The sequence below is a fragment of the Nesterenkonia sp. genome (assembly GCF_029265375.1).
Lineage (GTDB): Bacteria > Actinomycetota > Actinomycetes > Actinomycetales > Micrococcaceae > Nesterenkonia.
In genome coordinates, this window is the sequence record NZ_JAJUJJ010000004.1 from 109,901 (window position 1) to 130,972 (window position 21,072).

At 65.8% G+C, this 21,072-nt stretch carries 13 protein-coding genes; 6 read left to right on the top strand and 7 right to left on the bottom strand.

All coding sequences use genetic code 11. The features are described from left to right. Window positions 1-22 precede the first annotated feature (22 nt). Genes Q1K09_RS02995 through smc form a run of 3 tightly spaced genes read right to left on the bottom strand, consistent with a single transcriptional unit; the run spans window position 23 to window position 7,508 of the window. Window positions 23-1,195 (bottom strand): hypothetical protein, encoded by a 1,173-nt coding sequence (locus Q1K09_RS02995; protein WP_300343091.1) that lies wholly within the window; start codon window positions 1,193-1,195, stop codon window positions 23-25. Further along, a complete protein-coding gene (locus tag Q1K09_RS03000) occupies window positions 1,192-3,912 on the bottom strand; it encodes an acylphosphatase (RefSeq protein ID WP_300343093.1) in 2,721 nt (906 codons plus the stop codon). Before Q1K09_RS03000 ends, Q1K09_RS02995 begins: the two co-directional genes overlap by 4 nt. Further along, entirely contained in the window at window positions 3,909-7,508 is a 3,600-nt protein-coding gene (smc, locus tag Q1K09_RS03005; protein WP_366908905.1) for a chromosome segregation protein SMC, read from the bottom strand. The genes Q1K09_RS03000 and smc overlap by 4 nt, the downstream gene beginning before the upstream one ends. A 477-nt stretch (window positions 7,509-7,985) precedes the next feature. On the opposite strand from smc, the gene Q1K09_RS03010 reads away from it, so the two are divergent. Genes Q1K09_RS03010 through Q1K09_RS03020 form a run of 3 tightly spaced genes read left to right on the top strand, consistent with a single transcriptional unit; the run spans window position 7,986 to window position 13,536 of the window. Then, window positions 7,986-11,321, top strand: coding sequence for a CapA family protein (locus Q1K09_RS03010; protein ID WP_300343095.1), 3,336 nt, complete (start codon window positions 7,986-7,988; stop codon window positions 11,319-11,321). Beyond that, window positions 11,318-12,205 (top strand): hypothetical protein, encoded by an 888-nt coding sequence (locus tag Q1K09_RS03015; protein WP_300343097.1) that lies wholly within the window; start codon window positions 11,318-11,320, stop codon window positions 12,203-12,205. Before Q1K09_RS03010 ends, Q1K09_RS03015 begins: the two co-directional genes overlap by 4 nt. 53 nt (window positions 12,206-12,258) lie before the next feature. Then, window positions 12,259-13,536 (top strand): sugar-transfer associated ATP-grasp domain-containing protein, encoded by a 1,278-nt coding sequence (locus Q1K09_RS03020; protein ID WP_300343099.1) that lies wholly within the window; start codon window positions 12,259-12,261, stop codon window positions 13,534-13,536. 40 nt (window positions 13,537-13,576) lie between these two features. Here the strand turns inward: Q1K09_RS03020 and Q1K09_RS03025 are convergent, their stop codons facing one another. Then, window positions 13,577-13,954 carry a MerR family transcriptional regulator gene (locus Q1K09_RS03025; protein ID WP_184393581.1) on the bottom strand — a complete coding sequence of 126 codons (378 nt, stop codon included), beginning with the start codon at window positions 13,952-13,954 and terminating at the stop codon, window positions 13,577-13,579. 65 nt (window positions 13,955-14,019) lie between these two features. Between Q1K09_RS03025 and Q1K09_RS03030 the strand changes: the two genes are divergently transcribed. Continuing rightward, on the top strand, window positions 14,020-15,192 hold the full coding sequence (locus Q1K09_RS03030) for an MFS transporter (RefSeq protein ID WP_184393584.1): 1,173 nt from the start codon (window positions 14,020-14,022) through the stop codon (window positions 15,190-15,192). A 142-nt stretch (window positions 15,193-15,334) separates the two neighbouring features. Continuing rightward, on the top strand, window positions 15,335-16,339 hold the full coding sequence (locus tag Q1K09_RS03035; protein ID WP_300343103.1) for an IS481 family transposase: 1,005 nt from the start codon (window positions 15,335-15,337) through the stop codon (window positions 16,337-16,339). Here the strand turns inward: Q1K09_RS03035 and Q1K09_RS03040 are convergent. Genes Q1K09_RS03040 through Q1K09_RS03050 form a run of 3 tightly spaced genes read right to left on the bottom strand, consistent with a single transcriptional unit; the run spans window position 16,336 to window position 19,749 of the window. Beyond that, on the bottom strand, window positions 16,336-16,851 hold the full coding sequence (locus Q1K09_RS03040) for a hypothetical protein (protein WP_300343104.1): 516 nt from the start codon (window positions 16,849-16,851) through the stop codon (window positions 16,336-16,338). The genes Q1K09_RS03035 and Q1K09_RS03040 overlap by 4 nt on opposite strands. Then, window positions 16,841-18,550 (bottom strand): hypothetical protein, encoded by a 1,710-nt coding sequence (locus tag Q1K09_RS03045; RefSeq protein ID WP_300343106.1) that lies wholly within the window; start codon window positions 18,548-18,550, stop codon window positions 16,841-16,843. The genes Q1K09_RS03040 and Q1K09_RS03045 overlap by 11 nt, the downstream gene beginning before the upstream one ends. After that, entirely contained in the window at window positions 18,547-19,749 is a 1,203-nt protein-coding gene (locus Q1K09_RS03050; RefSeq protein WP_300343108.1) for a hypothetical protein, read from the bottom strand. Before Q1K09_RS03050 ends, Q1K09_RS03045 begins: the two co-directional genes overlap by 4 nt. Window positions 19,750-19,835: 86 nt before the next feature. Between Q1K09_RS03050 and Q1K09_RS03055 the strand changes: the two genes are divergently transcribed. Further along, complete coding sequence (locus Q1K09_RS03055; RefSeq protein WP_300343110.1) at window positions 19,836-20,963, top strand: hypothetical protein; 1,128 nt, start codon at window positions 19,836-19,838, stop codon at window positions 20,961-20,963. Window positions 20,964-21,072: the final 109 nt, after the last annotated feature.

Sequence of the window (21,072 nt, forward strand, 5' to 3'; positions counted from 1 at the left end):
CAGAATCGCTGAGCAGAGACGCTCACCGGGGTGTGGTCTCGGCCCACATCACCGGGTCCTCGAGCAGTCTGCCGGCCACCGCCAGTTCTGTGAGCAGCGCAATGGCATCGGCAGAGCCCCGGAGTCTGCCGCGCAGACTTCCTCCCAGGTCGTCTCCAATCTCTGCACTGCAGTGGACCTGCGCTGCAGCTGCAGCGCGCTGCAGGACCGGCAGTTCGTGTTCGGCATCGGCGAGCCCTTCCCAGTGGAAATCGACGTCGATGGGGTGTGTGGCCTCGCCGGCCGTGGAGTCGACGGCGCGCAGTATTCGCCCCGCAATGCGCTCAGCAGTCTGGGCAGACACCTGATACTGCACGTGCAGCCACGGGCGTTCGGAGACCTCCAGAACCTGGTGCTGCTGTGCATCCAGAGGCTGGGCAGGGTTCGCCACCAGCACCTCAAGAGAAACACACAGAAGATCGGGAAACAGGCCCGCCACTCGTCGTGCAAGATCGACGACGCTGCTGTCGATCTCGGCAAGGACATCCGTGTATCGGGTCTCCCCGCCACCACGGTGCAGTGCGGAGACGACCTCACCGTCCACAGTGAGCATCCTGAGCTTAGTGCCGGGGATCTGCGGCTCGACCATCACCTCATAGCCTGGCTTTGCCAGTCCCGTACGTCCTCGGGGCATGAAGATCTGCGTGAAGGAATAGGAAGAGCTGGTAAAGTTCGACCGCCGCGTGGGGGCGGTCTGGAAGTATTCGAACGCCGCGGCAAACTCCTCAGGACCACGGACATCGGAGATCACTTCAATACCGGCCTCGCCCACCACCGGCTTGAGTCTCACGGGCCATCCTGCCGACTCGGCGTAGGCCAGGGCCGCTTCGTACCCGCGCCGCACTGAGAATGCTGCAGACTCCGGTGCAGGAATCTCATATGACTTCAGCAGCTCGCGCCGGATCCGTCTGTCTTCCAGAGCGGTCACCGTGGAGACCCCGGCGGTGTTGGCCACACCGTGGGCGAAGGATGCCTCCGCGCCCCCGCTCCCCCGTCCGGGCAGCATGAGCACTTGACCGGGAAGCAGGGAGCAGGCCGCGCCGCTGCGCAGCGCTGCCGTGTGGAGCAACCATCCATCCAGCAGATCGGCGCTGATGACGTCAGCTGGTGCTGGCAGAGCTGTGCCGATTCGCGCCGGGGGTCGGGGCGGCTTCATGCGGTGTCCTCCTCCAACACGTCAGTCCCTGAGGCTCCGGCATCGGCGCCGTCGTCGAACATTCCGGGCTCGGTGCTGTCACCCAGAGCCTCATCCTCGGCCTCCAGGTCTTCCAGATCTGGGGTGAGGAATCCGTCCGGCGGCGCTTGGGTGATGTGCTCGGTGCGCACGAATTCGGGGATGGCTTTGGGCGGGCCCAGCACTGCCAGCACCACGAGGGCGGAGACTGCCTCGGTGGGTCCGGAGGCTTGCACATGAATCTCGTTTTCGCCGGCGGCGCGCACCCAGCCTGAGAGGCCGAATGATGTGGCGTGCCGGGCCAGCCAGCGGCGATACCCTACGTCTCTGACTCGCCCCACGACCTGCAGGGATAGGTTAAGGCGCTCGGCCCGCTGGTGGCGCGCTGTCAGCCCGTAGGACTGGATGGTCTCCCTCATGAATCTTTCAGAGATTCTGCGCGGAGTCCCGTACATGGGGTACTCGGCGACTGGCAAGGCTGCCATGGCATTGAGCTCTACGATGGCGGCATCCTGCTCCTCCAGCGGTTTGGTGTGGTCTTCCAGCAGGAAGTCCACACCGCAGTACCGCATACCAGGCACCGCACGAGTCGCACGGACTGAAGCCTCCTTGATGCTGGGGTGAAGGTCCTCCAGGATCTCTACAGAATCTCCGCCTTGGGTGAGGTTATTGGTCGGCGCCAGGGTGACACGTTCCCCTGCCGGCGGCACGCTCGTGATGGAGTAGGGGGTTTTGCTGAGCATGTATTTGGCGGACGCGTTGAACTTCACGCGCAGCTGACCCAGATGAGAGTTTCGCTGACGTTCCATGTTCTTCTGGATCATCAGCTGGCCGATGGTCTGCACCCCGTCGCCCACCACCGAAGCTGGTATGCGCTCCACTGCGGCGAAGACCTCGTCTCCGATGACCATTATTCGGTAGTCATTGCCCCGGACGTGCTTCTCCACGATGAAGGGCTGGCTGCCATGGGTCCCACTGTCGAGCTGCCTCAGCAGCGCGGACAATTCCGAGCGCGTCTGGATATTGGGCGTCACACCGGTGCCCATGGTTCCTTCGGCAGGTTTGAGCACCACGGGGTAGCCGATCCGATCGGCATAGGTCAGGGCCTTCTCATGAGCGCCGCCGGGGAACGTCCGGCCCTGCGGCACCGGACAGTCGTGGCGCTGCAGCAGCAGACGGGTCGCTTCCTTGTTCCGGGCCACTGATGAAGCCACAACACCCGACAATGGCCAACGTGAGGCGCGGAAGTGGACCAGAGGGTGGGCCCCGTCCGTGGCGGCGAATGCCGACTTGTTGTAACGCACGGTATTGAGCCCGTAGGCCAGGGCCTCCCGCTCCAAGATATGACCCCGCACCGCGTACGAGCCGATGGGCGCAATGTAATTGACATCGCTGTATTCATTGGCCGAGGGGCCGCTGGCTGCGATCTCTGAGCTGGAGTGGAAGATGCGGGCTTGGGCGCGTGCGACCAGCGCCTCGTAGCGCAGTCGCAGGCCCATGCCGAGTCTGAGGGCCGGTGAGCGACGCAGCCGCGATTCTCGGCTGGAGAGGAGAAAGCGACGCTCCACGTCCGCAGCACCGGTGAGATGCTGGACTCCGGGCATGGCCACTGCCAAGTCCCGGTGCGCCATGCGGGTGATCTTAGAGGCCCCTGGGAACTGGCTGATCAGAATGTGCCCGGCGGGGTTCTGGGCGAGGAACTGCTCGGCCTGCTCCAGGCTTCGCAGCAGACCTCCTGCCTGGCCCGGACGCAGGTGCAGAGTCCTCAGGACGCCGGCTCCCTGCTGGAGCAGCTCTGCGGTGCCGTGAGGTCCGGACTGCCGCGCCATGATGCGGATATCCAGGCCGGTGAGCACCTCAGCGGTCGCATCGTCGGCGTAGCGCTGCAGTGCGACGGTCTCTTCCCGAACCACAGGGTTCTGAAGAATGATCCGCCCCGGGGCCAAGCCCTCCGACCTCCACTTCGCCAGCGCATCGATCACACCACGGGCCTCGTCGGCTTGGAGCTGTCGCCGAAAGGAGACCCACAGCGTCTGCCCGCCTGTGCGCGCCGATTCACGTCCCCAGGCGTAGAGCACCTCTTCCAGCTTGAGGAGGTCACTGGGTGCGTCACCGTCGCAGATCACCCGCACCGGGCCGCGCTGCCGCTTGGCACGCCGGCCGAAGTATGACTCCAGCGCCTCAGGGTCAGCTTCGCGAAGGGCAGCCGGCGCCGGGGGAACTCCGGAGATCCGGCGCCGGCCGAGCAGGTCGGCGAGAGTGACGCCTGAGGCCTTGGCCGCGCAGTCCAGCAGCGCAGTCTCGATCCCCATGACAGTGGCGCGGCAACGGAAGGCGACGTCCAGCTCATCTGCTCCAGCTGCGGACTCGAGCACCTCAGTCCGGCGCCGAATGCTCGCCAACGGGTCGGCGAGGTCCAGGGACCAACCCACCAGATCCTTCAAGGCCCCGTCCAGCAAGGCCCAGGAGCGGTCATGGCGGTCACCGGTCTGCCCCACCCTGGGCTGCGCTTCTCCAAGGCCGGTGACCTCGCGTCCGTCTGCTGTGACGGCAGTGAGGCTGATGACGTAGTTCAGCGGCGCTACCGTGCGCCGGGTGTGTTCAGCCGAGAGGTTCATCGGAACCCGATAGGCAATGGCCTCTGCATGCTGTACACGCAGCCACTGCGGGCGGCGCAGCTGAGGAAGCGAAAGCCTCACGGGACCTCCTGTTTCTCGGGTGCCGCATCCCTGTTCAGACGTTGGGACACTACCCGAGTGGAGCCGTCTTGGCGCATTGACACCCCGTAGAGGGCATCGGCGATCTCCATGGTGCGCTTCTGGTGGGTGATCACGATCAGCTGAGAGCTTTCCCGCAGCTCCTCGAAGATGACCAGCAGGCGAGAGAGGTTGGTGTCATCCAGGGCCGCCTCGACCTCGTCCATCACGTAGAAGGGGCTGGGCCGGGCTTTGAAGATAGCGACCAGCAGCGCGACGGCGGTCAGTGATCGCTCTCCGCCGGAGAGAAGGGAGAGCCTGCGGATCCTCTTTCCCGGGGGCCTGGCGTGAACCTCGATGCCGGTGTTGAGCATGTCCTCCGGGTTGGTCAGCTCCAATCGCCCCTCGCCTCCGGGGAAGAGGCGTGAGAAGACCCGTTCGAACTGGATGCGGGTGTCTTCCCAGGCGGCGGCGAAGACGCGGTGAACCGTGGAGTCAACCTCGGCGATGATGTCCAGCAGGTCCTGCCGGGACTTCTTCAGGTCTGCCAGTTGTCCCTGCAGGTAACTGTGCCGCTCTTCCAGGGCGGCGTGCTCCTCCAGGGCCAGTGGATTGACCTTCCCCAGTGCTTTCAGATCTCTGCGCGCCTTGGCGAGCCGGGCTTCCTGCTCGGCTCGGACGTAGGGTCGGCCTGCCGCCTCACTGTTCGACGGGACCTCATCGCTGCTGTCTGAGACCTCTGCATCCGGGTCCGGCACCGGCTGGTCCGGCCCGTAGTGCTCGATCAGGTACTCGGCGGTGAGGCTGAGCTCTTCGTCGGCCCGGGCTTCGGCGGCTTCCAGCGCCAGGCGCAGTTCGGTCTGCTTCAGCTCTGCCTGGTGCAGTCTGGAGGTGATCTCCTCCAGCTGGCGTGCCTCGTGGGAGCGGCGATCGCTCAGCTGCTGGACCTGAGCGCTGACTTCTTGGTGCCGTTGCCCGGCTGCGGTCCGGGCAGATTCGGCGGCCGCCAGCTGTGCGGTGATCTCCTCAATCGCCTGCTCGGCCTCGTGCTGGATCTGCTGGGCCTGCGCGGCGCGTTCGCGGCGGGCCGCTGCGGCGCGCTGAGCCTGCTCCCGCCGGTGCTCCTCCGCCTGGGCCGAGCGGCGCAGCCCCGCGGCACGGTCCTGCAGCTGAGTGAGCTGCTCTTCGGCAGCACGCAGCGCCAGGCGGGCATCGACCTCCTCCCGGCGGGCTGCCGAGGCCTGTTCGGTGAGCTTGTCGCGCTCAGCCGTGGAGGGCTCCTCCACCGCCTCCTGCGACTCGGCGGCCTGGAGCCTGGCGGTGACCTCTGTGAGCTGCTCGGCGGCATCAGCTGCGGCGGTCTCGGCGTCGTCGATCTCCCGAGCGAAGCTGTCCACCCTGTTCTGGGCGCGGGTGATCTCCGCGGTGAGCCGCTGGACCTGGTCAGAGGTGGCGGCCAGCTGAGCCTCGTTGGCCTGCAGCGCCTCCAGGGCTTGGTTCACCTGCAGCTCAGCTTCGGCGACAGATGAACGCGCCTCGGCCTCCTCCGCGGTCGTCTTTTCCAACTCCGCCTCGGCCTGCTGCAGTGCGTCTTTCAGCTCGTCGATCTGAGCGGTCAGCGCCAGTTCGGCATTCTCCACCGGGGTCCCGCCGATCCGCTCCCCCGCTCTCATAATGACGCCGTCGGGAGTCACCGCGGTCCGCACACCGTCGGTCTGCAATGCTGCCTCGCCAGCAGAGTGGTCTGCCACCAGCACCACCCCGTCCAGAGCTGCCGCCAGCGGAGCGGCAAGCTGCGCAGGGGCGGTGACCAGGTCCAGGGCCCAGTGGGCGTCCTGCGGCAGCGGAGCCCCAGGCGCTTGCGGGCTGGGCCCGTCGGTGGGAAAGACCACGTGGGCGCGGCCGCCGTCATGGGCGGCCAACCAATCCAGTGCAGAGGCGGCGGACTGGGCGTCTGCGGCCACCATGGCGGTGTCCAGGCTGCCCAGCACGGCAGCGACGGCTTTCTCCCAGCCGGGCTCCACCCGCAGCTTCTCCGCGTAGGAGCCGGTGATCCAGTCCTGCTGGTGGGAGCTCAGGCTGGCTGCACCGTCGCGCGGGCTGCGTGCCTGGTGAAGTCCCGTGAGTCGTGCACGGTACTCGCTGACTGTGATCTCCAGGCGCCGCTGGGCCTCCGCCAACTCCCCGTGCTTCTCGCGCAGGGATTCCCAGCGGTGCTGGGCTTGTCTGTAGGCCTCGTCCAGGTCTGGTTCACCGGTCTCGATCGAGGCGATGCGCTGCTGCAGCTCTGCCAGTTCCGCCCTGGCGCTCTCTAAGGACTCGCGCTCTGCCTGATGCTGCTCGGCAGCCCGGCGGCGTCGGGATTCCGCGGCCTCCGCTCGGCCCTGAGCCGTCTCCACCCGCCCTCGGAGGGTGGCAAGTCCTGCCCTGCGGTCTGCAACCGCGCGCAGCTGCTCGGTGATGCGGGCCTCCTCGGAGCGCAGCGCCTCCTCGGCCTCTGCCCGGGCGGCTGAGAGCTCGTCCAAGCGCGCCTGCGCCTGCTGCACCTCCTCCTTCTGAACGGCGGCCTCCTGGCTGACCTGGTCAGCCGTCTCGCGCAGCTGCTGGGGGTCCCGTCCGGTGGAGTGGTCGCTCTGCGCGGTGGAGAGCAGGCTGACAGATCGCTCAGCCGCTAAGGAGGCTACGGACCGGAGTCTCTCCTGCACCTGGGCCAGGCGGTGGGCTCCTGCGCTGAGCCGGTCCGACCGGGTGCGCAGCGCCTCGGCCTGCTGGCTGAGCTCTGCGATCTGCGAATCTTGGTCGGCCAGTTGTGCACGCAGGCGCTCGGCGGCCTCCCGGTCAGTCTGCTCTTCGGTGCTCGAGGCATGCAGAGCGGTTGCGGCCTGGACCAGGTCGTCGGCGATCAGCCGGCTGAGTGCATCCCGGACGTCGTACTGAATCTGTTGGGCACGGCGGGCCACCTTGGCCTGACGCCCCAGCGGCGCAAGCTGCCGGGAGATCTCACCGATGAGATCCTCCAGCCGGTCCAGGTTGGTCTGCATCGATTCCAGCTTGCGCACTGACCGTTCACGGCGGCGACGGTGCTTGAGCACTCCAGCAGCCTCTTCGATGAAGCCGCGGCGCTGCTCGGGGGTGGCGTGCAGAATCTGATCGAGCTGTCCCTGACCCACGATCACGTGCATCTCCCGGCCCAGGCCGGAATCAGAGAGCAGCTCCTGAATATCCAGCAGCCGGCACTTGGTGCCGTTGATGGTGTACTCCGAGCCCCCGGACCGGAACATGGTTCGGGAGATGGTGACCTCTGTGTAGTCGATCGGCAGGGCGCCGTCGGAATTGTCGATGGTCAGTGACACCGACGCTCTGCCCAGCGGTTGGCGCTCAGCAGTGCCGGCGAAGATGACGTCCTCCATGGAACCGCCGCGCAGGGACTTCGCTCCCTGCTCCCCCATGACCCACGCAAGCGCGTCGACCACGTTGGACTTCCCCGACCCGTTGGGCCCGACCACTGCGGTGACACCAGGCTCGAATTCGAAGGTGGTGGCCGATGCGAAGGACTTGAAGCCGCGAACGGTGAGCGTCTTCAGGTGCACTGGCTCCACCACCTCCCTCGGTTGCTCGATGCGCCCATTGCTCGGGCAATGCCCACTATTCTGCCCCATCCCGACCATGGGCGGAGGGCGCGCCGCTAAGCACAGAAGCTCATGACAGGATCGGTGCAGGGAATGTCCCATGTTGCCGGTGTAAGGTGCCAGGGATCGGCTTGTGAACGGTCTGACGAATGCGGCAGAAGGAGGTCCGCCTTGCCATCCCCACAGACCCGTCGGGTAATAAAGGCTGTACGCAGACGACTGGGTGCGGCCAGGCGCACTGCTGCTTCAGCTGCGCGGTCCTTGCAGCAGGATCTCGCCGGCAGACCGGCTGCGGCGCCGCAGCCCCCGTCGCCACGCCCGAGCGCAAAAGCACCGGCCGCCAAGACCTCTCCCCGCAGTGAGTACCGCTCAGTGGCGGTGCAAGGCCTGCGCTTCAGAGTCTCTGAGCACGGAGCCGTGCTCCTGGGGGCTCTTGATGACACACCGGTGGTCGAGATCCCGGACCACGTCGAGGGTCAGCCTGTGACCGCCGTCGGACGCGGAGCGTTCAAGGGTGCAGATCAGCTGAGAAGCATCCGGATCCCGCGCACTGTTGAGCTCATCGGCGCCGAAGCGTTTGCCGGCTGCGTCTCCCTGGTGGAGGTGGATCTTCCGTCGGACCTCACCGTCATCAATCGGCAGGCCTTTGAAGGGTGCGTTTCACTGCGCAAGGTCTACCTGCCCTACCTTCTCCAGCAGATCGGCAGACGCGCTTTCGCCGACTGCAGCGCCCTGCAGGAGCTGCCGCACCGGGTCAAGGTGGGACCCAAAGACGAAAGTATCGTCTCGCGGATGGTCGAAACCTCATTGCCGGTGGCCCTGCAGTACATCGGCGAATCTGCCTTCGAGAACTGCGCCCAGCTGCAGAAGCTGGTGATCCCCTATCAGGTCACAGTGCTGAACCGTTCAGTCTGTGAAGGCTGCGTCTCGCTGAAGTCGCTGTGGCTGCACTCGGCCGTGGAGTCGATCCGGGATCGAGCATTCGCCGGCTGTCACGCTTTGACCGAGGTCAAGATTCCGGTCACTGTGACTGAGTTGCGCTCCCAAGCATTCGAGCCGAATACCACCCTCGTGGCTGCGGAGAATTCGGCGGCAGCGCAGTTCGCCGTTGAGCAGGGCAATCCGCTGCGCCACGGCGCCCTGCCGGACAGCCCCATTGTCTCCCAAATGGGCGTCACTGCCGGAATCCCGGTGGAGAAGATCCTGCACGACGCTGAACTGCTGAACGGGGTCCTGGACCGCTATGAGGCACGCCCCCCAATGGAACCGCTTGACTCCCCCGCAGGGCCTCCCCCGCACCTGAAAGTGACAGAGCCGCGCCTGACCTACCGCGACGGCGTGTATCACGGGTCCGGGTCCTCGCCCGGGGAAGACCTCACCATCGCCATGGTGGGGGATCTGATGTGCGGATCGCGCATGCAGCGCCGCTCCGGCGCAGGCCAGGCCGGCTACGAAGCAGCTTTAGAACCGGTTCGCGAGATTCTGCAGAGTGCAGACTTGGCGTTGGGCAACCTGGAAACGATGGTTTCCCCGGCGTACCCCAGTGCGGGCAAGCGCACCTACGTGGAGGACCGTCCACACCTGAATGCTCCAGTGGAGTACGTGGCCGCAGTGCGCAACTGCGGATTCGACGCCGTGATGAACGCACAGAATCACATGTATGACACCGGCGCGCTCGGAGTGCTGCAGACTCTGGAAGCGCTGAACAGAGTCGGCCTGGTTCACGGCGGTCTCTATGCGAGTGCTGACGAACCGCGGTACACCCTCTTCCGAATTAAGGGCTACACCATCGCTGTCGTCGCCTACCTGGATCCAGCACGGCAGAAGATGAAGCAGGTCAATCTGACCCCAGAGGGCTTGCAAGCTGTGGCGAGCCGTTTCGAGCAGGAACGCGTGGAGGCTGATATCGCGGCCGCCCGGCAGCAGGGCGCCGAGTTCGTGCTTGCTTACGCCCACTGGGGCTCGGAGTATACGGAGCGGATCACCCGCACTCAGCGCCGCTACGCACAGATGCTTGTGGATGCAGGAGCCGATTATGTGTTCGGGTCCCACTCGCACTGTCCTCAGCGCTACGAGCGCATGCGCTCCAGCGACGGTCGGGACGTCCCGGTTGTCTTCTCCGGCGGCAACTTCCTCTCCGACATTCGGAGGAAGAAGCCGATTACTCAGGACACCTTCATCGGGACCCTGACCCTAGGCAGGTCCGAGGACGGCCGTGCCGTGATCACGAGAGACGGCTATATACCTGGCCGCATTGTGGAGGACTACCACCCCGAGGCCGTCGTCTCGGTGGTTCCCTGTGAAACACTGCTGAGCGATGACGGCTCTTACACCCGCAGCGATGCACGAGAGGACATTGCCCGGATAGCCCGTGTGATGGGGCCGCTGTACACCCCGGTCACCGTCGACAGCCTCGTTCAGCCCGACCAGGTGGGCGGACACACCGAATTGAAGCTGGACGATTTCCCGGACACCTCCACGGATGCGGTCCCGGATCCGGAGGTCGGTGCTCCCAACGACTATGGGGAGAACCCTCTTGTACACCTTGACAAAGAGCCGTTGGAGAGCGCTCTGATCGAATCCGAGGCGCTTGCTCGTGGTCTGACGGTGCTGCGCCCGACGACCACCTTGCTTCAGGTCAGCGATGCATCCGGGAAGGCCGTCGGGTTCCGCAAGTCGGGCAGTTCGCTGAATTCCATGGTCGCCTTCGATATGTGCGGCGACAAAGCCGTCACCAAGACCCTGCTGCAGGCCCGCGGCGTTCCCACAGCTGTCGGTGCTCGCATGCCCAGCGGGGGGATCAATTCGGCGCGACGGTTCGTCGCAGAGCATGGATGGCCGGTGGTCGTCAAACCGCTTCGCGGCTCGGGCGGCCGTGGCGTCACCGCAAACATCACTGATGAGGAACAGCTCCGTCTGGCCATCAAGGAAGCAGACTCCTCCAGGGGGTTCCTCATCGAGACTCACGTTCCGGGTGAGGACTACAGGTTTCTCGTTCTCGGCTCCGAAGTTGTCGGCGCGTGGCGTAAGGATGCGGCCAATGTGGTCGGGGACGGAACATCCTCGGTCGATGCCCTCATCGATGAGAAGAACCAGCTGCGGGCAAAGAATCCGCACCTGGCCAGCCGCCTGATCCAGAAAGATTCTCTGGTTCTCAACCACCTGAGCCGGTCCGGGAAGGACCTCGACTACGTACCAGAGGCCGGGGAGAAGGTCTATCTCCGCAGTGCGGCGAATCTCAGCTCCGGCGGCGACCATATTGACATCACTGACGAGACCCACGCCTCGGTGAAGGAAGTTGCCGTCGCCGCCAAGCAGGTCATACCAGGAATCGAACTGGTCGGCATCGACATCCTGATGAAGGACCACAGGCTCTCAGTCGAGGAGCAGGACGTGAACGTCTGTGAGATCAATTCGTCACCCGGGGTGTCAGCTCACGACTTCCCCATGTACGGGCCTCCCCGCTCCGTGGCGCGCGGGCACCTGGAGTTCGTTGCGGAGGCGACAGGTCTTCAGCTGGGGTCATACCAGGGGACGGGCAGGTTCCGCCTCACCGCGTTCGGAAAGTTCTCGGGTAGCGCATACGAGGACTTTGTCCGCGAAGCTGCAGCCCGGGTGGGGGCGGCGGTCAGCAGTGCTGCACTCACTTCCACCTCTGCAGAATTCACAGTCGAAGGATCCGCAGTGGCAGCAGCGACTCTGAACAGCCTCAGCATGAGGCCACCGGCCAAGCAAGCGCGCATCCAGCACACTGCCCTCGAGACGCTGCACGAGGTGGCATGAAGGACAGCGCACATCCCTCACCGCCTGCCGCCGCTGCTTCTCCCGAGGTGCTGGCGTCCGGGAAGGACTACCGCATTGAGTATCACGCGCCGCCTGCCGCCGCTGCGCCTGCCTACGAAGGACGGGTGCTGGTGGGATTCGGCGAGATTGGGTCCGGCCTGCAGAGTCCCGGCTTCGCACAGAAGATCGCCGCAGACCTGGGGATCGCGTACATCGCTGTCAAACAGCGGCACAAGACCCAATACCAATTTCTCTCCCGTGAGATCTTTCAGGAAGCCGTAGCGCCGTGGTCGGCTTCGCACGAGCTCTACCTGTACGGAACATCCCTGGGCGGGTACTGCGCTGCCTACTACGCCCGCCCAGTGGCTGCCCATTTTCTGGCATTGTCTCCTCGGATTCCTGCTCATCCGGTGACCTCCAGGAGGCTTCCTATACGTTTCACCAGCCCCGGGTTCCTTCATGAGGACATCTACGACGGCGGGGTGCCCGATGTGAGCAGCAGAAAGGTGGTGCTGCTGGACCCTCAGAACAGGGTCGATCGGTTCTACGTGGACACCGACCTGGCAGTCGCATTCGACGACCTCGAGATCCACCACGTCATGCATGCCGGTCACTACGTGCCGCGTGCCCTGCTGCTCTCCGGCTGTCTCAAACAGACCTTGACTGCCTTTCTGCGCGATGAAACGATCAATCTGCGCATTGACACCGCTGCAGTGCTGCAATGGCACGAGGAGCGGTTCGGCCTGCTGGTCGACCAACGGCGCTTCGGACACGCCATCGAGCATCTGGAAGTGCTCCTGCCGGAAGTCTCTGCCGACAGGCAGGCCGAGCTCATCCGCACGCTGAACACTGCGATGCGCCGGGCGGCCGCCCGCACCTCGTGACTTTGCAGGCGTCAATCACCGTGATCCTCAGCCGCCACCGGTAGCATCGCCTCATGCCTGAACAGCCCTCAACTCCCGATGACGCTGGCCAACACCCGGACAGCGCGACCTACCTGGATGCCGAGCAGCAGGACGACCCAGACCTGGCCGAGGTGCCACGACGCAGCGTGGGATTTGTGCGGCCAGGGTTTGCCAAACGCGCTGCCGGACGACTCGTAGAGAACGTGAAGGATCCCCGGGGGATCCCCGAGCGCGCGGCAAAGACCTACCGCTACCGTCGGCGTCAGTTCGGCGCCGCCCGCCGGTTCCTCCGGAAGGAGTTCCGCTGGGAGACTGATTGGGGCAACCGCAAACCCGACTGGTGGCGCAGAGGCTTCCTCTCTCGCTCGGTGACCCTCTATGGACTCGAGCAGGGCAATAATCCGGCGCTCTATATCAACGATGTTCAGCGCTACTTCCGCACCAAACGGATGGTCAATCCGCATCTGCAGGAGGTCCTGGACAATAAGTTCTCCTTCTTCCTGCTGGTACGCAGTCTGGGCCTGGACTCCGACGTGGTGGATCTGCTGGGACTGCACACTCGCGGCCATGTCCACCCATTCCCTGAGAGCGGCCGCGTTCCCACCGAGGAGTTTCTCGCCCAGGCACTCGCTGAGCGAGGACATATTTTCGTCAAGCCGCTGCACGGCGCGGAGGCCAACGGCGTCCGCTCCCTGAAGGTCGACGACGACGGCGGCTATCGGATGGACGGCCGCGCCAGCACCATCGAGGAGATGGCCGCCTGGGTGCGGGACTTTCCCCGCCCGATGCTGTTCGAGGCGGCCATCGTTCAGCATCCTGACCAAACCGCGCTGAACCCGCACTCAACCAACACCCTACGGCTGCTGACCATGCCGGATATCACCGGTGACCATTCGCCGTTCATTCTTCGCGCCTCGCAGCGCATCGGATCGCAGCGCTCCGGGCATGTGGACAACTGGACCAGAGGCGGTCTTTCGGCCAACGTGAACCTCGAGACGGGAAAGCTCTCTGCAGCTGCACAGCTGCCTGAAAGCAACGAGCTTGAGTGGTTCAGCACCCACCCAGACTCCGGCGCTCCGATTGAGGGGCACCAGGTGCCGCATTGGGAGCAGACAAAGGCGCTGGTTCTGGAGGCCGCACACCGCCTGTCGTTCATGGAGTACATCGGCTGGGACGTGGTCATCGCTGAGTCGGGCCCCGTCATCTTGGAGGCGAATATCAACTCAGGCATGAACGTCCTGCAGGTCCACGGCCCCCTGCTGGCGGATCCACGGGCGGCCGCCTACTATCGGTCGCGCGGAGTCGTCTAGCTGTTGCGGGGCAGGACCTTTGTGACAGTCGGGCTGGTGGTTACGCGACGGATGGCTCAGCAGTGTCTCGTCGAGCGGGTCCGCGAGTGGTGGCGAGCAACTCATCCAACAGCGATCGGGTGTGGACGAGCTGGTCGATGTCGTCGGTGATCCGGCGACGCTCTGCTTTGAGACGTTCGCGGCAGTCGTCTAGCAGTAGGGATTCGCCGGACAGGCACGCGAGGATTTCGCCGATGAGGTCCATGCCGAGGCCCGCCGCGAGCAGGGTCTGGATGTGCGCGACCTTGTGGATGTCGGAGTCGGCGAAGATTCGGTATCCGCTGGGGGTCCGGTCCGGGTTCAGGGCGCCCTTCTCCTCGTAATAGCGCAACGCTCGCACGCTGGCTCCGGTCCGATCTGCCAGTTCGCCGATCTTCACCTGGCTGCTCCGTTCACGGCTCGGGCTTGACTCTCACGTTGACGTGAGAGCTTAGCGTGCCGGTCATGCTTCGACTTGCCATCCTCATGTTCTGCGTCTTCAGCATCACCACCGGCGAGTTCGTGGTCGCCGGGATCCTGCCCGAGGTCGCCGCCGACCTCGGGGTCACGGTCGGCACCGCAGGGTTGTTGGTCACGGCGTACGCCGTCGGCATGATCATCGGCGGCCCGGTGCTTACTGCGGTGACCGCCGGTGTCGACCGGAAACCACTGATGTTGTCATTGCTGGCTGTCGCGGTCGTCGGGAATGCGGTCTCCGCTCTCGCTCCCGAGTTCTCATTGCTGTTGGCAGCCCGGGTGGTCACCGCACTGGTGACCTCGACCTTCTTCGCCCAAGCCATCGTGATCGCGGTGCAGTCCGCGCCACCCGAGCGAGCCGGGACCATGGTTGCCCGGCTGGCGTTCGGGATGAACCTGGCCATGATCCTCGGCGCGCCCATCGGCACCCAGATCGGCGGTCAGTGGGGTTGGCGTTCAACGTTCGCCGCTATCACCGTTGCGTGCCTGATCGGGCTAGGTCTGGTGTTCTGGCAGCTCACCCCGCCCCGTGAGGAGGGTCGGACCTCCGCGGTCTCAGAGTTGCGAGTGCTGCGACAACCGCCGGTACTACTGGCACTGGCCATCACCGCGGTCGGCAACGTTGGCGTGCTCATGGTGTTCAGTTATCTCGCGCCGCTGCTCACGGACCTGGGCGGTCACTCGACGACCCGTCTGCCGATTCTGCTGCTCGCCTATGGCGTCGGCGCGACGATTGGCAACCTCGTCGGCGGCACGCTTTACGATCGCAACCCGCGATTGTTCCAACCCGCTCTGCTCGGCTTGTTGGCGGCAACACTTGTCGGCACCTGGTTCGTCGCGACCTCGACAGCCTTTACTGGGGTGGCAGTTGTCGTGATTGGTCTGTTCGGCTTTGCGATCATCCCCGGCATGCAGGCTCGCGTGATGATGACCGCGGGCGACGCTCCAACCTTGGCGATGGCCGTCAACGCCTCCGGGTACCAGGTCGCAGCCGCCTGCGCCGGCCTGGTCGGCGGTCTGATCACCGACTCCACTGCCGGCCCCAGGCCCATCTACCTCGCAGCAGCGGGCCTGACCATGTGCGGCCTGCTCATGACGGTCGCGGCTACCCGCGCACCACGCGAGACCAACCACGAAGACGCCGTAGGCACCGCAGATTGACCGCGGGCGTCCCGGGTCTCGAACGACTCGGGCCGAGGACGCACCCACGGCCCCTGAGTGCCTGGTTCGGGTGGAGCCTCCGACCCGAGCCCTCATACCTGCTGCGCTTGCCCGCCCGGCAGCCACCAAGAAGGAAGCCACGATGACACATGCCAACTCACCCCTCAGCATCGAAGGACGTCGACGCCTGATCGAACGCTGCCGCACCCGTCCGATCGCTCACGTCGCCGCCGAAATGGGCATCTCACGTGCCTGCGTGTCGAAATGGGTCGACCGCTGGCGACGCCATGGCGATGCCGGACTGCAGGACCGTCCCTCGACGCCGCACCGGAGTCCGAACTCGACGCCCGCATGGGTCATCGAGCAGATCGAGACCTGGCGTCGCGAGCACAAGTGGTCCGCACAGAGGATCACCGACGAACTCGTTGCCCTCGGGTTCGCGATCAACCGCCGGACCGTCACCCGCCACCTCACCCGACTCGGCCTCGGCAAGCGCAGGTTCATCGACCCAAGCGGCGAGAACAGCCGCAAGCCCGGCAAGATCACCGCTCGCTGGCCCGGGCACATGGTCCACCTCGACGTGAAGAAAGTCGGCCGGATCCCCGATGGTGGCGGGTGGCGCATCCACGGCCGCGACAGCGGCCAGGCGAAGGCCGCCAACCGGGCAAAGACGGCTGGAGCCAAACGCGGCTACGTCTACCTGCACTCGGCCGTCGATGGCTTCTCCCGACTCGCCTACACCGAACCCCTCGCCGACGAGAAGGGCACAACCGCGGCGGCGTTCCTCGCCCGAGCGAAGGTCTGGTTCGCAGCTCATGGGATCACCCACATCCACCGTGTCGTCACCGACAACGGTGCCTGCTATCGATCTGGCGATTTCGCCCGCATCGTCGGCAGCCAGTCTCGGCACCAGAAGACCAAGCCCTACACCCCGCGCCACAACGGGAAGGTAGAGCGGTATCAGCGCATCCTGGCCGAGGAAGTCATCTACGCGCGCGAGTTCACCAGCGAGGAGGCCAGGTCAGCGGCGATCGCAGTCTGGAACATCCACTACAACTACCACCGCCCACATAGCGGAGCAGGAGGCAATCCGCCAGCCTCACGGCTTCGGGTCAGTGTCACCAATGTCCAGCCCTCCTACATCTAGCGGCTTCCCAGCCGTGCCTGGGTCAAGTCCAATACATTCCTCAGCTGCGCAGCGGCAGACTCGTCGGAGCCGATGAGGGCAGTCCGCTCCGCTCCTGCGAATTCTCTGATCTCAGCGGCGCACTCGGGGTTGAGGGTCACCAAGTGGCTGGCGACGGCAGCCAGGGGATGTCCCAGCTGATGCGTCGCGGTGACCACCAGTACTATGGGCACGCTGGCTCGCTCCGCCTCGATGAGCACCTCCAGGGCATCGGCTGCGATGCTCTCTCCCTGGCCGCAGGACTCGGTGGTGACCACCAGCGCGTCCAGCCGGGCTGCGCCTCCAGCCACATCCTGCGGGGCTGCGACGACGAGGGATCCGAGCGCCAGCGGATTCGGGCCAAGTGCTGCTATGCGGGGGCGGATGCGGCTCCGCGCCGTGCGCAGCAGGCGCCGGGCACCCCGGCGTCCTCGGCGGACAGCGGGTTTGACCCGGGTACCGAGCCAGGTGGTTTCCAGCGGCTTATCCGGCATCGGCGATCCTTCGGGGGTCATCCTCAGTCAGCTGGGACCCGTAAACCTCCAGCCACTGGGCGAGCAGCGCCAGTCCGCGCAGCAGGTGCTGAGGCCGGGTAGTGCTCAGTGCGCGCTGCCAGACTGCCAGGCCGCCAGGAACTGCCGGATCTGCCTCGGCCAGCACGCTGCTCAACAGATGACGCACCTCGCTGCTGCGCACCCGGGCGGCAAGCCAGGCTGCTCCCTCCCGGCTGGCGATCCGCCGCCTTCGGTGGTGGGTTCCGATGAGGTCATCGGCAGTAGGCATCCCGTCCAACCGCGGATCCGCAGCTGCCAGCAGCTCTGGATACCAGGCGCCGTCGGCCTTGGCCTCGAGGGGAAGCTCCAACGCTGCCCGGACCACCGTGTCGCTGACCATCGGCATCGCTGTGGGCTGCGCTCGGCCCAGCACCCGCGCCGGTGCTAAGGAGATCCCCGGGACAGTGCGGATCAGGTAGGCCGTCAGGGTGTGCCCATTGGGGTGGTGAAGATAGCGCTCGGCAGGACCAGCCGCGCCAGTGCGGGCGGCGGCAGAGATCGCGTGGCCGACCTGCGGGGAAAGGACTTTCGGCGCAGCGGTCAGATACCGGCTGCGCGCTGCGATCCGTGCGCCGATGAGCTCCCGGTCACTGAGACTGCCGGCATCGTCAGGATCTGCGAATCCGCCGCCGAGGAACACTCCCCCGCCGATGCCGTCGAAGATGGCGCCGGGGTGCTGAGCGAGCTCGCGCGCTGCGGGAGTGAGCCAGACGTGGAAGGAAGCTTGGTAGTCCACAGCGTCGGCGTAGTCCAGGAAGTCCTGCCCGAATCCCCCGTAGGAGCCGGTGATGAGGCGCTGACGCACGCCCAACGCCTGCGCGGTCCTGGCTCCCACCAGTTCCTCCATGGCGGAACCGGTGTCCGAGCTGGTGGTCCAGGCGGTCACCTGCTCGGGCTCGGCGGACTCCCGCAGCGCCAGGGCAGTCAGCATTCGGGAGTCCCGGCCTCCGGAGAGCATCGGATTCGCCGGTCCCTGCCGCAGGTGCGGGCGCATCAGCGCGGCCATAGCTTCCACGGCCGTCTCCGTTGCTTCGGAGGTTTGGGCCCCCGGCTTGGGCAGGTAGTCTTCCCAGGGCCAGTGCTGCTCTCCGCGGCGGATTTCTCCGGAGCCGGCCTGGATGTACTGCATCGGCATCAGCCGCTGAAGCTCCGTAAAAGTCGTGCGTCCCTGAAGCGGTGCGCCGAAGGCGAGTATCTCCGCCCAAGCCTGCCAGTCAGGAGTCAGATCTCCCCCGGTGGCGGCCAACCAGTGCAGCCGGGTGGCGAAGAAGACGGCGTGCTCTGTGATGTGGATGTAGAGCACTTGGGTTCCGGATACCCCGGCGTGCAGCACTGCCGGGGCGTGACCACCTTCGATGCGCAGTCCGCAGGCATCGGCCTCCTGGGCTGTCTGCGGCCAGGGCCTGCTCAAGGTGGAGGTTTCCACATGCCCGGCCGCGTTCCACGCCGCGGCCATCTGATGCGGTTGGCTGCTGCTGCGTCGGATACCGGTCCCGTAGAGAGCCGCCTGGTCGGTGTCCAGTTTGGTGGCGGGATGGACGCCTTCGGAGGCTGCCAGCGCTGTCATTTGCTGCAGACGCTGCCGCTGGTTCGGTCCGATCCTGCCCAGGGCTCCCCAGGCGGCTGTGGGTGCACTCACGGCAGACTCACTCCCAAGCTGGTGAGGCGCTGCAGGTGCCGCTGAGGTCCGTGCTCAGCGGCAAAGCTCTGTCCGCGGCGGGACTGCTCAAGGAAGTGCTCCGGGGACGCCCAGAGCTGGTGGACGAGTTCGGTGATACCGGCCGGCTGGCTGTAGATCGCTGCCTGGCCGTAGATCTCTTCCAGATAGGGCGGAAGGATTACCACGCAGCCGGCGGCGAGCGCTTCCATAGCTGCCCGGCCGAATGCTTCGCGCCACTGGGGGTGGTGCATATAGACCCAGAAGTCGATCCGTTCCAGGAAGTCTTCTGGGGCCTCTGCCCCGAAGGGTTGGACGTTCCAGCTCTCCGGTATGCGGCCCAGGATCTGTGCGGGCACCTCGGCGCCGCCGAGTATCTCCACTGCCAGTTCGTCGGTGTCCGGATAGGCGGCCAGGATGTCCTCGGCTGAGGCTGGCCATTTCTCCTTCTGCGGCCGGGAGTGCCGCCCGATCACCGGCACGTCAGCGACGAAGCCGGTCCGTGGGGTGATCTCGATCGGACGGCCGAAGATATTGACCCAGTCATCGGCGTTGGTGCGGATTCGGTCGGTCTGCTGGTGCAGGCTGTTGCGCACCACTGGGCTGATGGGGGCCCATACGGGCTGAAGACCGGTGAGGCGCCGGACCCGGCGATCGGCTGCTTCGACGTCGTAGTGCCGCACGCCGGCCGCGTCCAAGGCCGGGTGGTTGGCCACCACCACTGCGTTCTCCGCCTTCAGGCCAGGCAGCCCGGAGCCGGTGGTCTCGATGACTCGGGGGTGGCGGATGACCAGCAGCGTTGCGTGCAGCTGGGCGCGGGCGGAGACGACGTGCACAGCGGGTAGGTCCAGAACCTTCCGAATGTGCCGGCTGAAGCCCACTGCAGTGGAAGTCGCTGCGCTGTTGACGTGGATAAGCGCAGTGCTTAATCCCGCAGCCGCCTGAGCCCGGACTTCCTCGGCGATGGAGGCCGTGGTTCCGCCGGGAAGTCTAAAGTCGGAGAGGATCGCGACGTCCACTGATGTCACCGCCTCTCCCCCCAACTGCTGCAGCTGAGCAGAGAGGGTGCTGACCTCGCCGGCGAGCTCATTGATCTGGTCCCGCATCGAAGCCAGATCCGCACCGGTGACTCTGCGGCGCAGCGCCCCGGCGGTGCGGCGGAGACTTCTCTGTGGGCTCATCACACGCCACTCTAGCGCTGCACCCGCCTACCGGCGCGCCAGCCGCGCCCGCCGCTGACTCGCCTGTGCCCTATTAAGCTGGCTCCATGCCCGAAACACCTGCGTCCTCTGATGCCGAACGGCCCATCGGCCGTTTCATCACCGAAAAGGTGCTGCCGGTCTGGGACGAGATGAATACCTTTGAGCGGCTCCGTGTGCACAGTCACGCCGTGCCTGCGGCGCTGACCCGCAGCAGAGTTCGCACTCACCGCTTTCCGGAGCACTGGGCCGCATATCTGTACAACGGCAAGATAGCCGGAGGCCAGTATGGACGGCTGACTTCGCTGGTGAGCTCCCAGGCAGCGGAGGCGTGCACCTCCAAGTGGCTGACCCGGCAGTATATGGAGGCTGCCGGGCTTCCGGTCCCGGAGTACCACAGTTTCAGCAGCGACCAGCGCGACGACGCCCTGGTCATCGTCCGGCAGCCGGGACAGGACTGGGTGCTTCGCCCCGATGCCGCACGGCACGGGCAGGGAGTCACTCTTCACCTCACCGAAGAAGACTTTCCAGAGGCGTGGAAGCAGGCGACCGAGGCGCGACCGGCCGGTTCTGATCCGACTCATCAGATACTGCTGGAGCCGTTCCACGACGCATTGCCGCTGCGGATCTTTGTGGTGGGCTCACGAGTTGCTGCCGCCGCAGTGCGTGTGCCGCTGTTTGTGGTCGGAGACGGGGTCTCCACTGTGGATCAGCTGCTGGAGGCCAGTTTCGCTCACCGGCAGCAGCACGTGCTGCTGCGGAGGACGCTGCCGGAGATCTCCGCTGAACTGCTGAGCCGCAGGGCACCGCGACTGAGCGACGTGCCGGCCGACGGAACACTGCACGTGCTCAGCGACGACGGCGGCTTGCACCGCGGCGGCCTCCCCTACGATGCCACGGACATCGTGTGCGAGGAGTTGAAGCAGCTGGCCGTCGGAGCCGCCGAGTCAGTCCCCGGGCTGGCCGCGGCCGCCGTCGACCTGCTGACTCCCGAGCTCTCCTCTGCCGAAGGTGCCGTGGTGCTCGACACTGATGCGTGGGCGAGCCTGCTGATGCATCGTTATCCCGCCTTCGGCAGCCCCCGCCCGGTCGCGCTCGCCCTGGCGGAACTGATCCGCCTGCGGGCAGAGCACTGGGAGCGGGTTACTCTGCCTGCCGCGATGGCTCCGTCCGCAGGCAGCGGTGAGGACGACTGACCACCCAACTGGGCATCAACCAGCGCCCGCTGCCTCGGCCCGCCGGGGACCGGTGACACCCAGCTCCTGAGGGGGCGCTGATAGACTGGGCCGCGCTTTGCCCGGCGGC

Bases quoted from the DNA above. Each gene is read 5' to 3' on its own strand.
- Q1K09_RS02995 (WP_300343091.1), bottom strand. From the start codon at position 1,195: ATGAAGCCGCCCCGACCCCCGGCGCGAATCGGCACAGCTCTGCCAGCA.
- Q1K09_RS03015 (WP_300343097.1), top strand. From the start codon at position 11,318: ATGAAGGACAGCGCACATCCCTCACCGCCTGCCGCCGCTGCTTCTCCC.
- Q1K09_RS03020 (WP_300343099.1), top strand. From the start codon at position 12,259: ATGCCTGAACAGCCCTCAACTCCCGATGACGCTGGCCAACACCCGGAC.
- Q1K09_RS03030 (WP_184393584.1), top strand. From the start codon at position 14,020: ATGCTTCGACTTGCCATCCTCATGTTCTGCGTCTTCAGCATCACCACC.
- Q1K09_RS03035 (WP_300343103.1), top strand. From the start codon at position 15,335: ATGACACATGCCAACTCACCCCTCAGCATCGAAGGACGTCGACGCCTG.
- Q1K09_RS03040 (WP_300343104.1), bottom strand. From the start codon at position 16,851: ATGCCGGATAAGCCGCTGGAAACCACCTGGCTCGGTACCCGGGTCAAA.
- Q1K09_RS03050 (WP_300343108.1), bottom strand. From the start codon at position 19,749: ATGAGCCCACAGAGAAGTCTCCGCCGCACCGCCGGGGCGCTGCGCCGC.
- Q1K09_RS03055 (WP_300343110.1), top strand. From the start codon at position 19,836: ATGCCCGAAACACCTGCGTCCTCTGATGCCGAACGGCCCATCGGCCGT.